We start from the raw sequence: 17549 nt of genomic DNA, 5'->3' as shown, positions 1-17549 counted from the left end.
AGCAATATCATAATGACATCAATGCGCGGTGCGCACCACTCTGGCCCTGTCGCTGGCTTGCCGGCGACAGGGCCATTACAGGCGACGTCAGAGCACCCGTTTGATCAACGGTTCCAGCCGGCTATAGCGCAACCGACGCAGAAACTTGCGCACTTGCTTGGGATGTTCGGCCTTCTCCCCCAGCGCCTCTGCCGAACCGATTCTCGGCGCAAAGCGCCGCAGTTCGCTCAACTCCGCTTCCCGTGGCGCCAGCCATTGCCCCTGCGGGTCGTCGATCAGCAGGCCGTTCTCAAGGTCCAGGTTGAACCCGCGCGGGTTCAGGTTGTTGCCGGTCAGCAGCGAATAACGCTGGTCGATCCACACGCCCTTGGCATGGAAGGTATGCCCCGGATCGTTCCAGATGCGTATTTGCAGCTGGCCGCTGGCAATCGCGGCGTGGCGGCGGCGGGCGAAGGTGCGCAGGTTGTCCTCATACAGATAGGGCAATGCACCACTGGCACTGAACGGTTCGCCAGGGGCGATGTAGAAGTCGTTGGCGGTGCGGTCACCGACAATCAGTTCCACCCCAACCCCCCGCGCCAGGGCATGGTCAAGTTCGCGCATCACGACCTGTGGCGGGTTGAAATACGGCGTACTGATGATGATCTGCGTGCGCGCCACTGCCAGCAAGGCGCACAGCGCCCGATTCAGTGGATTGCCACGGCCCACACCCAGCAGCGGGATCACCTGCAAGCCCTGCCCCGTCATGCTGGCAGGTACCTCGTAGGCCATGCGCCGCAGCCGTGCGCGCAAACGCCGAATGTCGCCGCGCAAGCTGCGGGTAGAAGGTAGCGCCGGCAGGTCGAGGCGCGGTGTGGCGGTGTGGTGCAGCAAACGCTGCACCAGGCCGACCATGGCATCAGCCAGTGCCGGTGACTGGAACACGTGGTAGCGATCCAGGCGATAGCGGTCGAAACGATGCAGGTAGACGTTGTTCAAACTAGCGCCGGTGTAGATCACACAATCGTCGATGATGCTGCCTTTAAGGTGCAACACCCCGAACAGTTCGCGAGTCTGCACTGGCACACCATGGATCGCGATGTCCAGCCCGCGCAACTGGCGCTGGGCCTGATACCAGGCGGCATTGCCCGGCTGACGCCCGGCCCCCAGCAGCCCGCGCCTGGCGCGGAACCAGTCGACCACGATGGTGATCTCCAGGCCTGGCCGCGCGGCCTTGGCCTGGTACAAGGCATCCAGGACTTCCTGGCCAGCCTCGTCCTCCTGCAGGTAGAGCGCGACGATAACGATGCGCCGAGTCGCCGTACGGATGCGCTCGAACAGGCAGGCGCGGTAAGCCCTGGCATCGGGCAGCACCTGGATCGCTTCGGGGGCCATGGCATAGCCTGGCAAGCCCGCCAGCATGGTTTCGGGGTTCACTGACGCTCACCTTCTCTGTGCAATCACTGTCGGCCCTGCCAGCCGGCGGGGCCATTCCTGGCCGCTGCATCCGGGGTGTATGATCGACCCGGCAACGACCCATAACAACAAGAACCACGCGAGGCTCTGCTTTCTCACTGCCCCTGACCAACCAGGCCTCAGCTTGCACAGGAACAGCGCAATGGTCCACCCCGCTTCTGCAAACCTATCGCCGTCTAGTGTAAAGAATTGTTCGGCAAAGACCTTTGGCTTCCTGATTTTGCCCAATTTCACCACCATCGGCCTTGCGTCGGCGGTAGAGACCCTGCGCATGGCCAACCTGGCCGCGCGCAAGCCACTGTATCGCAGTGTGCTGATCGCCGCAGACGACGCGCCGGTGGTGGCCAGCAACGGCATGCGCGTACTGCCCGACTACAACATCGCCAACGCCCCCGCGCTGGATGCCTTGCTGGTGGTCGGCGCCAACCCGATCGACCGAAGCCGTAGCAACCGCCCATTGATCGACTGGTTGCGCCAACTGGCCCGCCAGCGCTTGCCGCTAGGCGGTATCTGCACCGGTAGCTACCTGTTGGCCAAGGCCGAATTGCTCAAGGGTTACCGCTGCACCATCCACTGGGAAGACCTGCCGACGTTGCAGGCACACTTCCCCGGTATCGTGATCTCCAGCCAGCTGTTCGAACTGGACCGCGACCGTTACACCTGCTCAGGCGGCGTGGCAGCCATGGACATGATGTTGCAACTGGTGGCCCGCGACACGGGCGGCCAGGACATCGCGGCCAAGGCCGCCGAGCTGTTGCTGTGCGACCGCGTACGCGGTGAGCGTGAGCGGCAGCGTGTGCCGCTGCGCACCCTGCTCGGCAGCGCCCAGCCCAAACTGAGCCAGGTGGTGGCGATCATGGAGGCCAATCTGGAGGAGCCGCTGGGGCTGGAGGAACTGGCCAGCCTCAACGACGTGACCGTGCGCCAATTGGAGCGGCTGTTCCACAAGTACCTGCAGCGCACGCCCAGCCAGTATTACCTGGAGCTGCGGCTGTCGCGGGCGCGGGAGTTACTGCTGCGCAGCGACGTGCAAGTGCGTGAGGTAGCGCTGGCCTGCGGCTTCAGTTCGCCTGCGCATTTTTCCAAGAGTTATAGCCGGTTCTTCGGGCTGTCGCCTTTAGGGGAGCGGCGGCAGGCCTCTCTCCACTGACGGGGGTCAGGTATTGGCATTGCTGGCCTCTTCGCGGGCAAGCCCGCGCCTACACGCACATCGGTGGTCCGCCACAGGCCGTTGTAGGAGCGGGCTTGCCCGCGAAGAGGCCAGTGCAGGTCAACTAATCTTCAAGGGCCCCGTGCGCCGTCTCCCGACACATCAGCATGGCCACCAGCGCCACCAGTGCTGCCGCCAGCAGGTATCCTGCCGGGGCCAGCTTGCTGCCCGTCACCTGAATCAGCCAGGTGGCAATGAACGGCGCAGTCCCGCCAAACAGCGAATTGGCCACATTGAAGCTCAGGGCAAACCCGCTGAAGCGCACCCGGGTCGGAAAGATTTCGGCCAGCAGGCACGGCAAGGTCCCATCGTTCATCGCCAGCATCGCACCGAAAAGGATCTGGATGGCCAGAATCACCAGCAGCGGCTGGCCGTCCAGCAGGCGAAACAACGGCACGGTCAACCCCAGGAACAACAGCGAGGCCACCACCAGCATGGTCTTGCGACCAAACTGGTCGGACAGCCGCCCCATCAGGAAGATCAAGCCGATATAGGTGGCCAGCGACACCGTCGAGGCGATGAACGAATCCCGCTCGCTCATGCCCATTTCACTGGACAGGTAGGTCGGCATGTAACTGAGCAACAGGTAGAACGCAACCGCATTCAGGCAGGTGACACCTATGCCGATCGCCAGACTGCGCCGGTGCTGGCCCAGCAGTTCGCGCAGCGGCGTCGTGGCCATGCCGGCCTTGGTTTCCAGGCGCTGCTCCATCTCCAGGAACTTGGGCGTGTCCTGCAAGCTCATGCGGATATAGCGCCCTACCAGGCCGAACGGCGCCGCCAGCAGGAACGGCAGGCGCCAGCCCCATTCATGCAGGGCTTCACTGCTGAGCAGCTCATGCAGCACCGCAACGAACGCCGCACCGAACAACAACCCCGCCGCCGTGCTGGCCGGCACGATGCTGGTGTACAAGCCACGCCGCCCAGGCGGCGCGTACTCGGCCAGGAACGCAGCGGCCCCGGCGTACTCACCCGAGGCGGAAAACCCCTGAACCAGGCGGATCAGCAACAGCAGGGCCGGTGCCCACAGCCCGATCTGCGCATAGCCCGGCAACAAGCCGATGCAGAAGGTGGATACCGACATGATCAGGATCGACCAGGACAACGCGTTGCGCCGACCGTGTCGGTCGCCGAAGTGGCCCCAGACAATGCCGCCCAGCGGGCGTACCAGGAAAGACAACGCGAATACCGCGAAGGTAGCCAGCAGGCCGGTGGTCTTGTCAGTTTGCGGGAAGAAGGTGGCGGCGATGATGGTGGCCAGATAGCCGTAGGCGGCGTAGTCGAACCACTCGACGAAGTTGCCCATGAAGCTGGCCCGGGCGGCCTTGCGCAGCGCCTGGCGTTCGGCGTTGTGCGCGGGGCCGGCGATGGCGGATGGGTCTAGGGTGGTGCTGGACATGACGGGTACCCTCTGGTTCTTTTAATTGGAGGCAGGGTCTGGTGGTCATACGGGGATCTTGTTGTTGTCTGGGCCAGCCTTTTCGCGGGAAAACCCGCGCCTACGACAACGGTGAAATCCCCGTAGGAGCGGGCTTGCCCGCGAAGCAGCCGACGCCGATGCTTATTTGCGAATGATGTTGTGCTCCGGCCCATACGGGAACCTGGTGATGTTCTCGGCGCCGCTGTCGTTGACGATCAGGATGTCATGCTCGCGATAACCGCCCGCCCCCGGCCGCCCTTCAGGCAGCATGATCATCGGCTCGATCGACACCACCATGCCCGGTTCCAGCACGGTATCGATGTCCTCGCGCAGCTCCAGCCCCGCCTCGCGGCCGTAGTAATGGCTGAGCGTGCCGAACGAATGGCCATAGCCGAAGGTGCGGTACTGCAGCAGGTCGTGGCGCAGGAAGATCTCGTTCAGTTCGCGGGCGATATCGCTGCAGCGCATGCCCGGGCGCACCAGTTTCAGCCCGGCTTCGTGCACTTCGACGTTGGCCTGCCACAGGCGCAGGTACTCGTCCGGGCAGTGGTCAAGGAACAGGGTGCGCTCCAGCGCGGTGTAGTAGCCGGCGATCATGGGGAAACAGTTGAGGCTGAGGATCTCGCCCTTGCCCACACGGCGGCTGGTGACCGGATTGTGTGCGCCATCGGTGTTGAGCCCGGACTGGAACCAGGTCCAGGTGTCCATCAGCTCGGCGTCGGGGAAGCGTTTGGCAATTTCGCGCACCATCGCCTGGGTGGCATGCAGTGCCACCTCGTACTCGGGCACCTGCTCACGCAGGGCCTCGACCACTGCCGCCCCGCCGATGTCGGCCACCTGTGCACCGTGACGGATAAGTGCCTGCTCCTCGGCCGACTTGATCATGCGCATACGCATGCACGGCGCAGCGATGTCCACCAGCTCGGCCTTGGGGTAGCAGGCGGCGAGTTTGCCGTGGTTCTGCAGGTTCAGGTGGTCGTACTCCACGCCGATGCGCGAGGCCAGCGGCAACGCCTGCTGGATGGCGACGAAATAGTTGTCGCGCTGCCAGTCGGTGTAGACGATGTTGTCAGTACCGACCGTGCGCCGCCAAGGTTGCCCGCCGTCGATGTTGGCACTGATCGAGACCACCTTGTCCTGGGTGATCACCAGCGCATAGGGGCGGCCGAACGAGCAGTAGAGGAAATCGCTGTAGTAGTTGACGTTATGGTACGAGGTGAAGATTGCCGCCTCGATGTCCTGCTCGGCCATATAGGCCCGCAGCCGGGCGTGGCGAGCAGCGTATTCCTGAGCGGAGAAGGTTGGCTGCACCTTGTCGCCATTGCGGATTTTCAGGGTCTTGGGCATTTGCATGGTCGGGGTTCCTTGTCGTTGTGAGCACGCTGTTCAGGCCGGCCGCCTGAGAAGCATTGCAACAGAACCGACGAGGACACTTTTGTATCTATCCGACCTGGAATTGGCGGGATAACCACTGGCCAAGGGGGCGCTGAGCGCCCCCCCGCCAGGCAACGCTATTTCAAATCAAAGCGGTCCAGCTCCATGACCTTCTGCCAGGCGGCCACAAAGTCGCGGACAAACTTGTCACTCCCATCACTGCTGCCATACACCTCGCTCAACGCCCGCAACTGGGCATGCGAACCGAACACCAGATCGACCCGGCTACCGCTCCACTTCACCTGCCCGGTCTTGCGGTCGCGGCCTTCAAAAGTTTCGTTGTCCGCCGAGGTCGGTTTCCACTCCACGCTCATATCCAGCAAGTTGCGGAAGAAGTCGTTGCTCAGCGTCCCCGGCTTGTCGGTGAACACCCCGAGTTTGCTACCACCATGGTTGACACCGAGCACCCGCAGGCCACCGATCAGCACGGTCAGCTCTGGCGCGGTCAAGGTCAGCAACTGGGCCTTGTCCAGCAACAGTTTCTCGGCCTTGACGCTGTAGCGTGCCTTGGTGAAGTTGCGGAAGCCATCGGCCAGCGGTTCCAGCACGGCGAACGACTCGACGTCGGTCTGCTCCTGGGACGCATCGACTCGGCCTGGGCGGAACCCTACGCTGCCGCTGTAGCCCGCATCCTTGGCAGCTTTTTCGACTGCCGCGGTACCGGCCAGCACGATCAGGTCGGCCAGGGAAACCTTTTTGCCGCCGTTGTTGAACTCGCCCCGGATCTTCTCCAATGCCGCCAACACCTTGTCCACGCCCTGGTTTGCAGCCCAGTCCTTCTGTGGCGCCAAGCGCAAACGTGCGCCGTTGGCACCACCGCGCTTGTCGGAGCCGCGGAAGGTCGACGCGGATGCCCAGGCGGTGGAGACCAGTTCGCCCACGCTCAAACCCGAGGCCAGGATCCTGGCCTTGAGGGCCGCGATGTCTTGCTCGCTGATCGTGGATGGGTCAGCTTTGGGCAACGGGTCTTGCCACAGCAACTCTTCATTGGGCATTTCCGGGCCCAGGTAGCGCGACAGCGGGCCCATGTCGCGGTGGATCAGCTTGTACCATGCACGGGCAAAAGCATCCGCCAGTTGCTCAGGGTTGTCTTTGAAACGGCGGGCGATCGGCGCGTAGATCGGGTCGAAGCGCAATGCCAGGTCGGAGGTCAACATCGACGGTGCGTGCTTTTTACCGGGATCGTGTGCATCGGGCACCGTTCCGGCGCCTTTGCCCTCTTTTGGCCGCCACTGGTGCGCGCCGGCCGGGCTTTTGGTCAGCTCCCACTCAAAGTCGAACAGGTTATTCAGGTATTCGTTGCTCCATCGGGTCGGGGTGGAGGTCCAGGTCACTTCCAGGCCACTGGTGATGGTATCCCCGCCTTTGCCGGAGCCAAACGTGTTGTGCCAGCCCAGGCCCTGCATTTCCAGGCCTGCCGCTTCCGGCTCGGGGCCGACGTTGTCGGCGGGGCCGGCACCATGGGTCTTGCCGAACGCGTGGCCACCGGCGATCAAGGCCACGGTTTCTTCATCGTTCATGGCCATGCGGCCAAAGGTTTCACGGATGTCCTTGCCCGAGGCCACGGGGTCGGGGTTACCTTCCGGGCCTTCCGGGTTCACGTAGATCAGGCCCATCTGCACGGCGGCCAGCGGGTTTTCCAGGTTACGCTCGGCCGACAGGTCGCGATTCTGCTCTTCACCATGCTTGGCCGGCTCGGCCACCAGGTCACCCTGCCCCGGCGGCTGCGCCTTGACCTGATCCTTGCCGTAACGGGTATCGCCGCCCAGCCAGACCTTTTCCGACCCCCAGTACACGTCTTCGTCCGGCTCCCACACATCGGCACGCCCGCCGGAGAAGCCGAAGGTCTTGAAGCCCATGGATTCGAGGGCAACATTACCGGTGAGTACGATCAGGTCGGCCCAGGAAATCTTGTTGCCGTACTTCTGCTTGATCGGCCACAGCAGGCGCCGGGCCTTGTCCAGGCTGACGTTGTCCGGCCAGCTGTTGAGCGGGGCGAAGCGTTGCTGGCCAGAGCCCGCACCACCGCGGCCATCACCAATGCGGTAGGTGCCCGCGCTGTGCCAGGCCATGCGGATGAACAGCGGGCCGTAGTGGCCAAAGTCGGCCGGCCACCAATCCTGCGAGTCGGTCATCAGGGCAGTCAGGTCTTTCTTCAGGGCCTGGAAGTCGAGGCTCTTGAACGCCTTGGCATAGTCGAAGTCCGGGTCGGGGCTGGACTTGGAGGAATGCTGGTGAAGAATTCTCAGGTTGAGCTGGTCAGGCCACCAGTCACGGTTGGTGGTGCCGCCACCTGCGGTTTGATGGAACGGGCATTTCGATTCGTTCGACATCTGCGGGTACCTTTGGGTCGGTTATCCAGATTTCCGGTCTATGCCAGTGTTCTTTCAGCCGAGCGGGTGGGCTCGTACTACCCCTCATCAGGTGTACACGGGGCTTGCGAAGCTGTCACGGCGAGGGGGCACGGTCTTGCACGCAGGTGCTGACGCGCTGCCCTGTCGCGGAATTCGCGGGGCCACGTGAAAGACTAGCCGAGCTTGGGCAGAGTTCTAATAGAGTGGCTGTTGGAGCCTGATAGGCTGACTCTGTCAGGCGCAGGCCTGTATCGGCCTCATCGCGGTCAAGCCCGCGATGAGGCCGGCACATCCATACAAGGCACAGGGCCCTGCACCCTGCTTCAATACACAACCATACCCTTTGCCCAGGACGCCGAGCCCTCATGAACCGCAACGACCTGCGCCACGTCGACATGAACCTGCTGGTGCTGTTCGAAGCCCTGATGATCGAACGCAACCTGACCCGCGTGGGTGAAAAGCTGTTTATCACCCAATCCACCGTCAGCGCCGCCCTCGCCCGCCTGCGCGAGCTGTTCGACGACCCGCTGCTGATCCGCAGCGGCCGGGCCATGGAACCCACCCCACGGGCCATGCAGATCTTTGCTGAACTGGGCCCGGCCATGGACGTGATTTCCGCCGCCATCAGCCGCGCCCGCCAGTTCGACCCGGCCAACAGCTGCAACGTGTTCCGCCTGGGCCTTTCTGACGATGCCGAGTTCGGCCTGTTTCCGGCCCTGCTGCAGGCCCTGCGTGAAGAAGCCCCCGCCATTAGCGTGGTCGTGCGGCGGGCCAATTTCCTGCTGATGCCTGGCCTGCTGGCCAGCGGCGAGATCTCGGTAGGTGTGAGCTATACCACCGACCTGCCGGCCACCGCCAAACGCCGCAAGCTGCGCGACATCGGTGTACGGGTGCTGCGCGCCGACGACCGCCCGGGGCCGCTGACCCTCGACGAATACTGCGCCCGCCCGCATGTGATGGTGTCGTTTTCCGGTGACATGAGCGGCAACATCGACCTCGACCTGGCACGCATCGGTCGTTGCCGCAAGGTGGTGCTGGCGGTGCCGCAGTTCGGTAGCCTGCGCGCCCTGCTGCGCAACACCGAGCTGATCGCCACGGTGCCGGACTATGCCGCTTGTGCCCTCGCCGACGACGGCAGCCTGCGCGCCGACCCGGCGCCGTTCGACATCACCGAGGCCGAGCTGTCGATGGTCTGGAGCGGCGCCCAGGACAACGACCCCGCCGAGCGCTGGCTGCGCGACCGCATCCTGCAGTTCATGGCCACGCCGTGATGCCCGCTTCGCAGCACAACGCTGTTGCTACCGGCCGTAAAGCCTGAAGTACACAACTGCTATTTGCTGCGCTGCATCCACGCTGCGCCAAGCCCACTGAGGCAGATCACCAAAATCCCCACCAGGCTCAGGGTATCCGGCACCTGGCTGTACACCACGAAGCCAAGCAACCCGGCAAACACGATCTGGCAATAGCTGAACGGCGCCAGCAACGCCGGCGCCGCATGGCGGAAGGCCTGGGTCAGCAGCAGGTGCGCAGTCATGCCAAAGCCCCCCAGTGCCAGCATCAACAGGGCATGGTCCCAGCGCGGCACTTCCCAGAAGAACGGCACCAGCGCACTCATTGCCAAGGTGTTGCACAGCCCCGCGTAGAAGTTGCTGGTGGTCGGGCTGTCATGCGCCGCCAGAATCCGCGTCAGCAACTGATAGAAGCAGAAGCCCAACGCCGAACCGAACGGATACAGAATGGCCGGGGTAAACATCGCCCCACCCGGGTGCACCACCACCAGCACGCCGATAAAGCCCATGACCACCGCCACCCACTGCCCCACTGTCACTCGCTCTTTGAGCAGCGGCGCCGACAGCGCGGTGACCAGCACCGGGGCAAGGAAGTTGACGGCCGTGGCCTCGGCCAGTGGCAGGTATTGCAAACCGGTCGTGAACAGCAGGCTGGTGCTCAGCAGGCTCAGGGCCCGCAAGGTCTGCAGTACCGGCCGGCGTGTGCGCAATACATTGAGCCCAGACTTGGGCAGAAAGATACCGGCCATCAGCAACGTGTGCACCACATAACGCGCCCACACCACCATGACTATCGGGTACAGGCCACCCAGGAATTTGGACAAGGCATCGTGGCTGGCGAACAGGAACGTCGCCACCACCACCAAAGCGATGCCGCGCAGGGGTTGGTTGACGCCGGACAGCGGTGTGCTGGAACTCATGGCTCTCTCGATGACGGCGCGGCAACATGCCCCGCCCAAGGAAGGCCGCGCAGGCATTGCCTGGCGGATGTGACAGCTGGGATTCTAGAAGAGATGCCGCAGCATAAGGAAGTTCATTTGCCGCTTGACCCGGTCAAGTGCAATTTGTGTTCGCTGATCGACCACTTTCCACCTTGTCTGCATGGCCCGTGCACGGTTGATCGCCGACCATCGACCGACCCCTGCACACCCTACAAGGAATTTACATGCAAAGGCTCAGCACCCGCACCGGCCTGGACTTGCCCGCCATCGGCCTGGGCACCTGGCCAATGACCGGCAGTGAATGCACCCAGGCCGTGCGCCAGGCACTGGACGTGGGTTACCGGCACATCGACACTGCCACCGCCTACGAAAACGAAGCAGCCGTTGGCCAGGCGCTGCGCGACAGCGACGTGCCACGCGAGCAGATCCACCTGACCACCAAGGTCTGGTGGGACCGCCTGGAGCCCAACGCCATGCGTCAGTCGCTGGAAGACAGCCTGCGCGCGCTGGGTACCGAACAGGTCGACCTGTTCCACATCCACTGGCCAGGCAAAGACTGGGACCTGGCCCGCAGCATCGACACCCTGGTAGCCCTGCGTGACGAAGGCAAGGCGCGCCATATTGGGGTGGCCAACTTCCCGTTGGGGTTACTGCGCCAGGTGGTGGAAACCCTGGGCGCACCGTTGTCGGCGATCCAGGTGGAATACCATGTTCTGCTCAGCCAGCAACCGCTACTCGACTTCGCTCGCAGCCATGACCTGTTGCTCACCGCCTACACCCCGCTGGCACGCGGCCAGGCAGCGGCGCAGCCAGTGATCCAGGCGATTGCCCGCAAGCATGGCGTGCTGCCCAGCCAGGTCGCGCTGAAATGGCTGCTGGACCAGGACGGCGTGGCGGCGATCCCCAAAGCCAGCAGCCGCGAAAACCAGCTGGCCAACCTGGCCGCGTTGACCGTGCAGCTGGATGACGAAGACCGCGCAGCCATTGCCGGGCTGCCGAAAGACCAGCGCGTGGTTAGCCCGCCGTTTGCCCCGGACTGGAACAGCTGAGGCCGCCGCGCAAGTCATTGTTCTTGCGTGATGACCTGCTTCAACCGCTCGCTCGCCGGTGCCGGCCGCCCGTAAAAGTAGCCCTGGAAGTGCGAACAGCCTTCCGCCGCGAGCCGGCGCATCTGCTCCTCCGACTCCACGCCTTCGGCCGTGGTCTTGATCATCAGGCTGTTGGACAGCTCGGTAATGGCGCGAATGATCGACATGGCCTCGCGGCTGTCGCACATGTCATGCACGAACGACTTGTCGATCTTGATCCGGTCGAACGGGAACGAACGCAGGTAGCCCAACGATGAGTAGCCGGTACCAAAGTCATCCAGTGAAATGGACACGCCCAGGTCTTTCAGCGCACGCAAGGTGCGCACGTTTTCCTCGCTGTTGCCCAGCAGTACCGACTCGGTAATTTCCAGCTCCAGCCGCTGCGGCGGCAGGCCCGAGTCGGCCAGCGCGAGGGCGACGGTATGCACCAGATCGCCGTTCTTGAACTGCACCGCCGACAGGTTGACCGACACCGTCTGCTCACTGTCCCAACTGGCCGCCTCCTGGCAGGCCAGATTCAGCGCACGGTTGCCCAACTCGTGGATCAACCCGGTTTCTTCGGCAATGGGGATGAAGTCCATCGGCATGACCATGCCACGGGTCGGGTGTTCCCAGCGCAGCAGCGCCTCATAGCCGGTAACGCTGCTGGTCTGATGATCGACTACCGGCTGGTAGTGCAACTGCAACTGCCCCAGGTGCAGCGCTGTGCGCAGGTCGGTTTCCACCAGGCGGCGCTGACGGGCGGCAACGTCCAGTTCGACATCAAAGCATTCATAACGATTACGGCCGTTACGCTTGGCTTGGTACAGGGCCATGTCGGCGTAACCCAACAGTTGCTCTGCCTGGTCATTGTCATCAGGCGCGATGGCGATGCCGATGCTCACCCCCACCACGAACTGATGCCCTTCGATCTGGAATGGCGGGCTGATGGCCTTGATCAGGCGCTGCGCGGTATTACACGCGGCATCCCGCCCCTCCAGGCCCGTCAGCACCACGGCAAACTCGTCGCCACCCAAGCGGGCCAAGGTGTCGTGCTCACGCAGTTCGCGGCGCAGACGCTTGCCCAACTCGCGTAGCAACTTGTCACCAAACGCATGGCCAAGGGAGTCGTTGATGTTCTTGAAGTTGTCCAGGTCCAGGCACAGGGCAGCCGTCAGCTTGGCGTTTTCGCTGCCGCGCAACAGGGCCTGGCGTAGCCGTTCGTGGAACAGCGTACGGTTGGGCAGCCCGGTGAGCGCGTCATGGTGCGCCATGTGATGGATCTGCGCATGGGCGGCCAGCTCTTCGGTGGCGTCTTCAGCCACGAACAACACGTAATCGGCCTGCCCTTCGCGGTTTTGACTGAGCAGGGTACGGCTACGCAGTGTGCGTGGGCCGCGGGCGGTGTCGACGCGGGTTTCGGCGGCGTGCCCCTTGGTACTGCGGGCACCCCGCACGAATTGCTGCTCCAGGTAGTCACCGGCAGCCGGTGCCAGGCATTCCCTGGGCAACTGGCCGATCATGCTGCGCTGTGGCCCACCGAACAGGCGTTCGGCCTGCTGGTTGGCCAACAGGATGCGCTGGCTTTCCAGGTCCTGGACGATGACGCTTGCGGGAATGTTGGCAATCACCGAATCGAGAAACTGCGACAGCTTGGCCATTTCCTGGCTGTACTGCTCGGCCAGCTCTTTGGCCTGCAGCAATTCGAGCTCCTGGCGGTGGCGTTCAGAGATGTCGCGGGTGACCTTGGCGAAACCCACCAATTGCCCGGCATCGTCGTACACCGCTTCGATGACCACATGGGCATGGAAGGCCGTGCCGTCCTTGCGCAGGCGTGCACCCGTTTCTTCAAAGCGTCCGGTGCTGCGCGCCTGCTCCAGGTTGAATGCTGGCAACCCGGCTGCGCGCTCGGCATCGGTGTAGAACAGCGAGTAGTGCTGGCCGACGATTTCCTCGGCACGGTACCCCTTGGCGCGCTGGGCGCCGGGGTTCCAGTTGGCGACGATACCGTCAGGGGTGAGCAGGTAGATGGCATAATCCACCACGCTCTGGATCAACAGCCGGTACATGATGTCGGGGTTTGCTGCGAGCGACATGAACTTTACCTGAACCTTCGAAGCGCATGAAAAGGGACCCCGGCAAGCGGCGGCCGGGTCTTGGAAAGCGATGATGGCATTATGCCGCTCGCGAACATTTTGTGAAGCACATCACAAAAATGGCGCTATCCCTTATCTGGACGAACGAAAGCGCCCCGCCCTCAATGGCGGGTGCCGGTCACCAGGAAATTGAGCAAGTCCGGCTCATCCCCCAGGGCGATAGCCTGCGCCGGCCGCGGCAGGCTCGCCAGCACGGCATTGCAGAAAGCCACGGCGGGCAGATCCTGTGCGTAGCAACGCAGCAGCCAGTCACCCTCGCCACTCAGCAACTGCAACGCCACCGCTTGGCCGATGCCCTGGCGACGGTACTTCTTCAAAATAAACAGGTCGGCAAGTTCCTGCGCATCGATGCCAGGCAGTTCGCTGCGCTCGACCAGGACGAAGCCGGCGATGAATCCGTCCACCAGCACCAGATACGCGCCCCAGCCGTCGTCCTGCCAGTAACGTTGCAGGTGCTCCTCGTGGATGTAGAAACGGCCATCCGCCTCGACGTCTTCCTGCTCCCAGTCGGAGGACTCGTAGCAATAGAACTGGTAGAGATTGCGGATCAGCGACGCCTGGTCGAGGGTGGTTGGCAGCAGCGCGATGGGGAGCATGGTGTGGGAGGCCTGAACAAAAAGACGATTCTAGATCACCCGCCCCTGGCGACAAAAAGCCCGGGACCTCCCCGCACGGAAAGCCCCAGGCAAAATCACAGTGACATAACCTCGAACTCAGCCTTCCTGCAACGCCCGCGGCCGATGGCTTCGCTCTTCGGCGTCAGGCGACTTGGCACCCTGCAAGCGGAAGTCGAATGACAACTCGGCAAAGCGCTCGCCTTGCACGCCGCGGTCGCGCGCCGCCGCCGCATCCTCGACAAAACGCAGTTCGCCGATCAGCCCGTCGCGGGTGGCATAGGCAAAGTCGTCCCACAGGTACTTGTCGCCCGCAAAGTTGATCTGCGTGGTCAGGTGGCGGTGCCCCGGTGCCGAGATGAAGAAGTGCACGTGCGCCGGGCGCTGGCCGTGGCGGCCGAGCAGGTCCAGGCATTCCTGGGTTGGGCCCTGCGGGTCGCAGCCATACCCCGACGGCACGATCGAGCGCGCGCGGTAACGACCTTCGGCATCGGTAATGATACGCCGACGCAGGTTGAACTCGGACTGGGTCGAATCGAAGTACGAATAGGTGCCCTGGGTATTGGCGTGCCACAGGTCGACGGTGGCACCGGCCAACGGCTTGCCGTCGGCATCGAACACCTGGCCCTGAAGGAACATCACCACGCCTGGGTCTGTGCCGTCGTCCATGCGCGCTTCGCCCTGGGCCAGCGGCGCCCCGGCAACGTACAACGGGCCTTCGATGGTGCGCGGGGTGCCGCCGCCAAGGCCGGCTTCGGCATCCTTGGCATCCTGCAGCAGGTCGAGGAAGTGCTCGATGCCCAGGCCAGCAGCCAGCAGGCCTGCCTCGTTACGGCCACCCAGGCGGTTGAGGTAGTCCACGGCGTGCCAGAACTCGTCCTCGGTGATTTCCAGGTCTTCGACCAGGCGAGCGGTGTCTTGCAGCACACGCAGAATGATCTGCTTGAAACGCGGGTTTCCTTCGGCATGGTCCAGGCCAGCCACCCGGTTGAAGAAGGCTTGAATGTCGGCAGTGTGGGAAATTTTCACGGTCATAGTGCTTACCTCGTATTGTTCTTGTCAGGCATACAGGTGCGAATCAGCGATCGTCGCTGTGAATAGACGAGGGATGCCGACACAGGCCGTCGACCTCAATGTCCATGTACGGGAACAGCGGCAGCTGCATCAACGTGTCATGCAACGCCTCGACGCTGGGCACATCGAACACGCTGTAGTTGGCGTAATGCCCGGCAATGCGCCACAGGTGGCGCCAGGTGCCTTCGCGCTGCAGGCGCTGGGCCAGTTCCTTTTCATCGGCCTTGAGCTGGGCGGCCTTGGCCGGGTCCATGTCGACCGGCAGCTTCACGGTCATCTTCACGTGGAACAACATGGTTATCTCCTTGCTTGTCAGCGACGAGCGAAGCGCGCCAGGCGCTGTTCGTCCAACGTCAGGCCCAGGCCTGGGGTATGGGGGATGTGCAGCTGGAAGTCGCGGTATTGCGGCGGCTCGTTGACGATCTCCTCGGTCAGCAGCAGCGGCCCGAACAGCTCTGTACCCCAGGTGAGCTGGCGCAGGGTGAGGAATGCATGGGCCGAAGCCAGGGTGCCGATCGAACCTTCGAGCATGGTGCCGCCGTACAAGGCGATGCCAGCGGCCTCGGCGATCTGTGCAGTGCGCAGCACCGCGCGCGGGCCACCATTCTTGGCGATTTTCAGGGCGAAGATGCTGGCGGCGCCGTCGGCGGCCAGGCTGAAGGCGTCCTCGACGCTTTCGATCGACTCATCGGCCATGATCGGTGCCGGGCTGCGCTGGTTCAGGCGCACCTGGCCACCGCGGTTGATGCGCGAAATCGGCTGCTCGATCAGGTCGATGCCGTTGTCGCCCAATACCTGGCAGGCGCGGAGGGCCTGGGACTCGTCCCAGTACTGGTTGACGTCGACCCGCACGCTGGCGCTGTCACCCAACTCGCGCTTGATCGCGACCACGTGCTTGAGGTCCTGCGCCACCGGGTTGGCACCGATTTTCAGTTTGAACACCCGATGCCGGCGAATGTCCAGCATGTGCTGAGCTTCGGCGATGTCGCGGGCGGTGTCGCCGCTGGCCAGGGTCCAGGCCACCTCCAGGCTGTCACGCACGCGGCCCCCCAGCAGTTCGCTGACCGGCAGGCCCAGGCGTTTGCCCTGGGCGTCGAGCAAGGCGCTTTCGATGCCGGACTTGGCGAAGGTGTTGCCCTTGGCCAGCTTGTCCAGCTTGAGCATGGCGGCATTGATGTTGTCTGCCGGCAGGCCGATCAGCGCCGGGGCGAGGTACGCGTCGATGTTCGCCTTGATGCCTTCGGGGCTTTCGTAGCCATACGCCAGGCCACCGATGGTGGTGGCTTCACCGATGCCTTCCACGCCATCGCTGCAGCGCAGTCGCAATACCACCAGGGTCTGCTGCTGCATGGTGTGCATCGCCAGCTTGTGCGGGCGAATGGTCGGGAGATCGACGATAATTGCATCTATGTGTTCAATCAGCGCGCTTGTCATTGTTGCCAGGTCCCGTCAGGTAGGGCTTACAGTCGTAGGCCCGAGTGATGCGTTTACTTGATTGTTGAAGGATTGCGCGAGACCCTGATGACCGTCCAATATCAAATGAATCTCCCACCATACCCTGGAGGTCTGATGGAGCTGCGCCACCTGCGTTACTTCAAAGTCTTGGCCGAGACCCTGAACTTCACCCGCGCCGCCGAGCTGCTGCACATCGCCCAGCCACCCCTGAGCCGGCAGATCAGCCAGCTGGAGGACCAGCTCGGCACCCTGCTGGTGGTGCGCGAACGTCCGCTGCGGCTGACCGAGGCCGGCCGTTTCTTCTACGAACAGACCTGCACCGTGCTGCAGCAGTTGCAGAACATCAGCGACAACACCCGCCGCATCGGCCAGGGCCAGCGCCAGTGGCTGGGCATCGGCTTTGCGCCCTCTACCCTGTACACCGTGCTGCCGGAGCTGATCCGCGAACTTCGCCAGGACAGCGAGCTGGAACTGGGCCTGAACGAAATGACCACACTGCAACAGGTGGAGGCACTGAAAAGCGGGCGTATCGACATTGGCTTCGGCCGCATTCGCATCGACGACCCGGTGATTCACCAGCAGGTGCTGTGCGAGGACCCGCTGGTGGCCGTGCTGCCCAAGGGCCACCCCCTGGCGGGCAGCCCGCTCAGTCTGGCCCAGCTGGCTGGCGAAGCGTTCATCCTCTACCCGGCCAATCCCCGGCCCAGCTATGCCGACCACGTGCTGGCGCTGTTCGCCCACCACGGCATGAGCATTCGTGTCAGCCAGTGGGCCAACGAACTGCAGACTGCCATCGGCCTGGTAGCGGTTGGCGTCGGGGTGACCCTGGTGCCAGCATCGGTACAGCAGCAGCACCGTCCCGATATCGAGTATGTCGGCCTGCTTGATAGCGGCGCCGTCAGCCCCATCATCCTCAGCCGGCGCAAGGGTGATGTAAGCCCGATCGTGAAGCGGTGCCTGGCGTTGATCGAGCAACAGGCAATATGAACACACCATGCACCTTGTGGGAGCGGACGCGCCGGCGAACACGGGCAAAGCCCGTGCTATGCACCGGTTCTCCTGCTTCGCGGGCAGGCCCCA

General features: G+C 63.5%; 14 protein-coding genes. 4 read left to right on the top strand and 10 right to left on the bottom strand.

Annotation, left to right across the window (positions count from 1 at the left end):
• Positions 1-87: 87 nt before the first annotated feature.
• Positions 88-1416, bottom strand: coding sequence for a CDP-diacylglycerol--serine O-phosphatidyltransferase (gene pssA / locus ACZ889_RS14495; protein WP_180688318.1), 1329 nt, complete (start codon positions 1414-1416; stop codon positions 88-90).
• Positions 1417-1597: 181 nt separating this feature from the next.
• Between pssA and ACZ889_RS14490 the strand changes: the two genes are divergently transcribed.
• Complete coding sequence (locus ACZ889_RS14490; RefSeq protein ID WP_014860028.1) at positions 1598-2605, top strand: GlxA family transcriptional regulator; 1008 nt, start codon at positions 1598-1600, stop codon at positions 2603-2605.
• 124 nt (positions 2606-2729) lie between these two features.
• Here ACZ889_RS14490 and ACZ889_RS14485 read toward each other — a convergent pair whose 3' ends face one another.
• The 3 genes from ACZ889_RS14485 to katG form a co-directional block, all read right to left on the bottom strand.
• The gene (locus ACZ889_RS14485) at positions 2730-4064 is read right to left on the bottom strand and encodes an MFS transporter (RefSeq protein WP_003256101.1); all 1335 of its coding nucleotides are present in this window, start codon (positions 4062-4064) and stop codon (positions 2730-2732) included.
• Positions 4065-4226: 162 nt separating this feature from the next.
• The gene (locus ACZ889_RS14480) at positions 4227-5438 is read right to left on the bottom strand and encodes a M24 family metallopeptidase (protein WP_003256102.1); all 1212 of its coding nucleotides are present in this window, start codon (positions 5436-5438) and stop codon (positions 4227-4229) included.
• A 158-nt stretch (positions 5439-5596) separates the two neighbouring features.
• On the bottom strand, positions 5597-7852 hold the full coding sequence (gene katG / locus ACZ889_RS14475; protein ID WP_476257492.1) for a catalase/peroxidase HPI: 2256 nt from the start codon (positions 7850-7852) through the stop codon (positions 5597-5599).
• Between the two features lie 386 nt (positions 7853-8238).
• On the opposite strand from katG, the gene ACZ889_RS14470 reads away from it, so the two are divergent.
• On the top strand, positions 8239-9144 hold the full coding sequence (locus ACZ889_RS14470) for a LysR family transcriptional regulator (RefSeq protein WP_003256105.1): 906 nt from the start codon (positions 8239-8241) through the stop codon (positions 9142-9144).
• A 59-nt stretch (positions 9145-9203) separates the two neighbouring features.
• On the opposite strand, the gene ACZ889_RS14465 is transcribed toward ACZ889_RS14470, so the two are convergent.
• Positions 9204-10082, bottom strand: a complete 879-nt coding sequence (locus ACZ889_RS14465; RefSeq protein WP_003256106.1) for a DMT family transporter — start codon at positions 10080-10082, stop codon at positions 9204-9206.
• Between the two features lie 245 nt (positions 10083-10327).
• Here ACZ889_RS14465 and ACZ889_RS14460 point away from each other — a divergent pair, with 245 nt between their 5' ends.
• Positions 10328-11152, top strand: a complete 825-nt coding sequence (locus ACZ889_RS14460) for an aldo/keto reductase (protein WP_003256107.1) — start codon at positions 10328-10330, stop codon at positions 11150-11152.
• Positions 11153-11166: 14 nt separating this feature from the next.
• On the opposite strand, the gene ACZ889_RS14455 is transcribed toward ACZ889_RS14460, so the two are convergent.
• The 5 genes from ACZ889_RS14455 to ACZ889_RS14435 form a co-directional block, all read right to left on the bottom strand.
• Entirely contained in the window at positions 11167-13266 is a 2100-nt protein-coding gene (locus tag ACZ889_RS14455) for a putative bifunctional diguanylate cyclase/phosphodiesterase (RefSeq protein ID WP_180688320.1), read from the bottom strand.
• Positions 13267-13427: 161 nt separating this feature from the next.
• Positions 13428-13922 (bottom strand): GNAT family N-acetyltransferase, encoded by a 495-nt coding sequence (locus tag ACZ889_RS14450; RefSeq protein WP_003256109.1) that lies wholly within the window; start codon positions 13920-13922, stop codon positions 13428-13430.
• Positions 13923-14039: 117 nt separating this feature from the next.
• Positions 14040-14975 (bottom strand): catechol 1,2-dioxygenase, encoded by a 936-nt coding sequence (gene catA / locus ACZ889_RS14445; protein ID WP_180688321.1) that lies wholly within the window; start codon positions 14973-14975, stop codon positions 14040-14042.
• A gap of 43 nt (positions 14976-15018) precedes the next feature.
• Positions 15019-15309: a muconolactone Delta-isomerase gene (catC, locus tag ACZ889_RS14440; RefSeq protein WP_003256111.1), complete on the bottom strand. Its 291-nt coding sequence runs from the start codon at positions 15307-15309 to the stop codon at positions 15019-15021.
• A gap of 17 nt (positions 15310-15326) precedes the next feature.
• On the bottom strand, positions 15327-16448 hold the full coding sequence (locus tag ACZ889_RS14435; RefSeq protein ID WP_003256112.1) for a muconate cycloisomerase family protein: 1122 nt from the start codon (positions 16446-16448) through the stop codon (positions 15327-15329).
• A gap of 135 nt (positions 16449-16583) precedes the next feature.
• Between ACZ889_RS14435 and catR the strand changes: the two genes are divergently transcribed.
• Entirely contained in the window at positions 16584-17456 is an 873-nt protein-coding gene (catR, locus tag ACZ889_RS14430; RefSeq protein WP_003256113.1) for an HTH-type transcriptional regulator CatR, read from the top strand.
• The last annotated feature ends 93 nt before the right edge of the window (positions 17457-17549 follow it).

It is taken from the genome of Pseudomonas sp. TE3895, from assembly GCF_056278855.1.
Note: the sequence above shows the minus strand (reverse complement) of the source record. Positions and strands in the feature narration are given on the sequence as shown.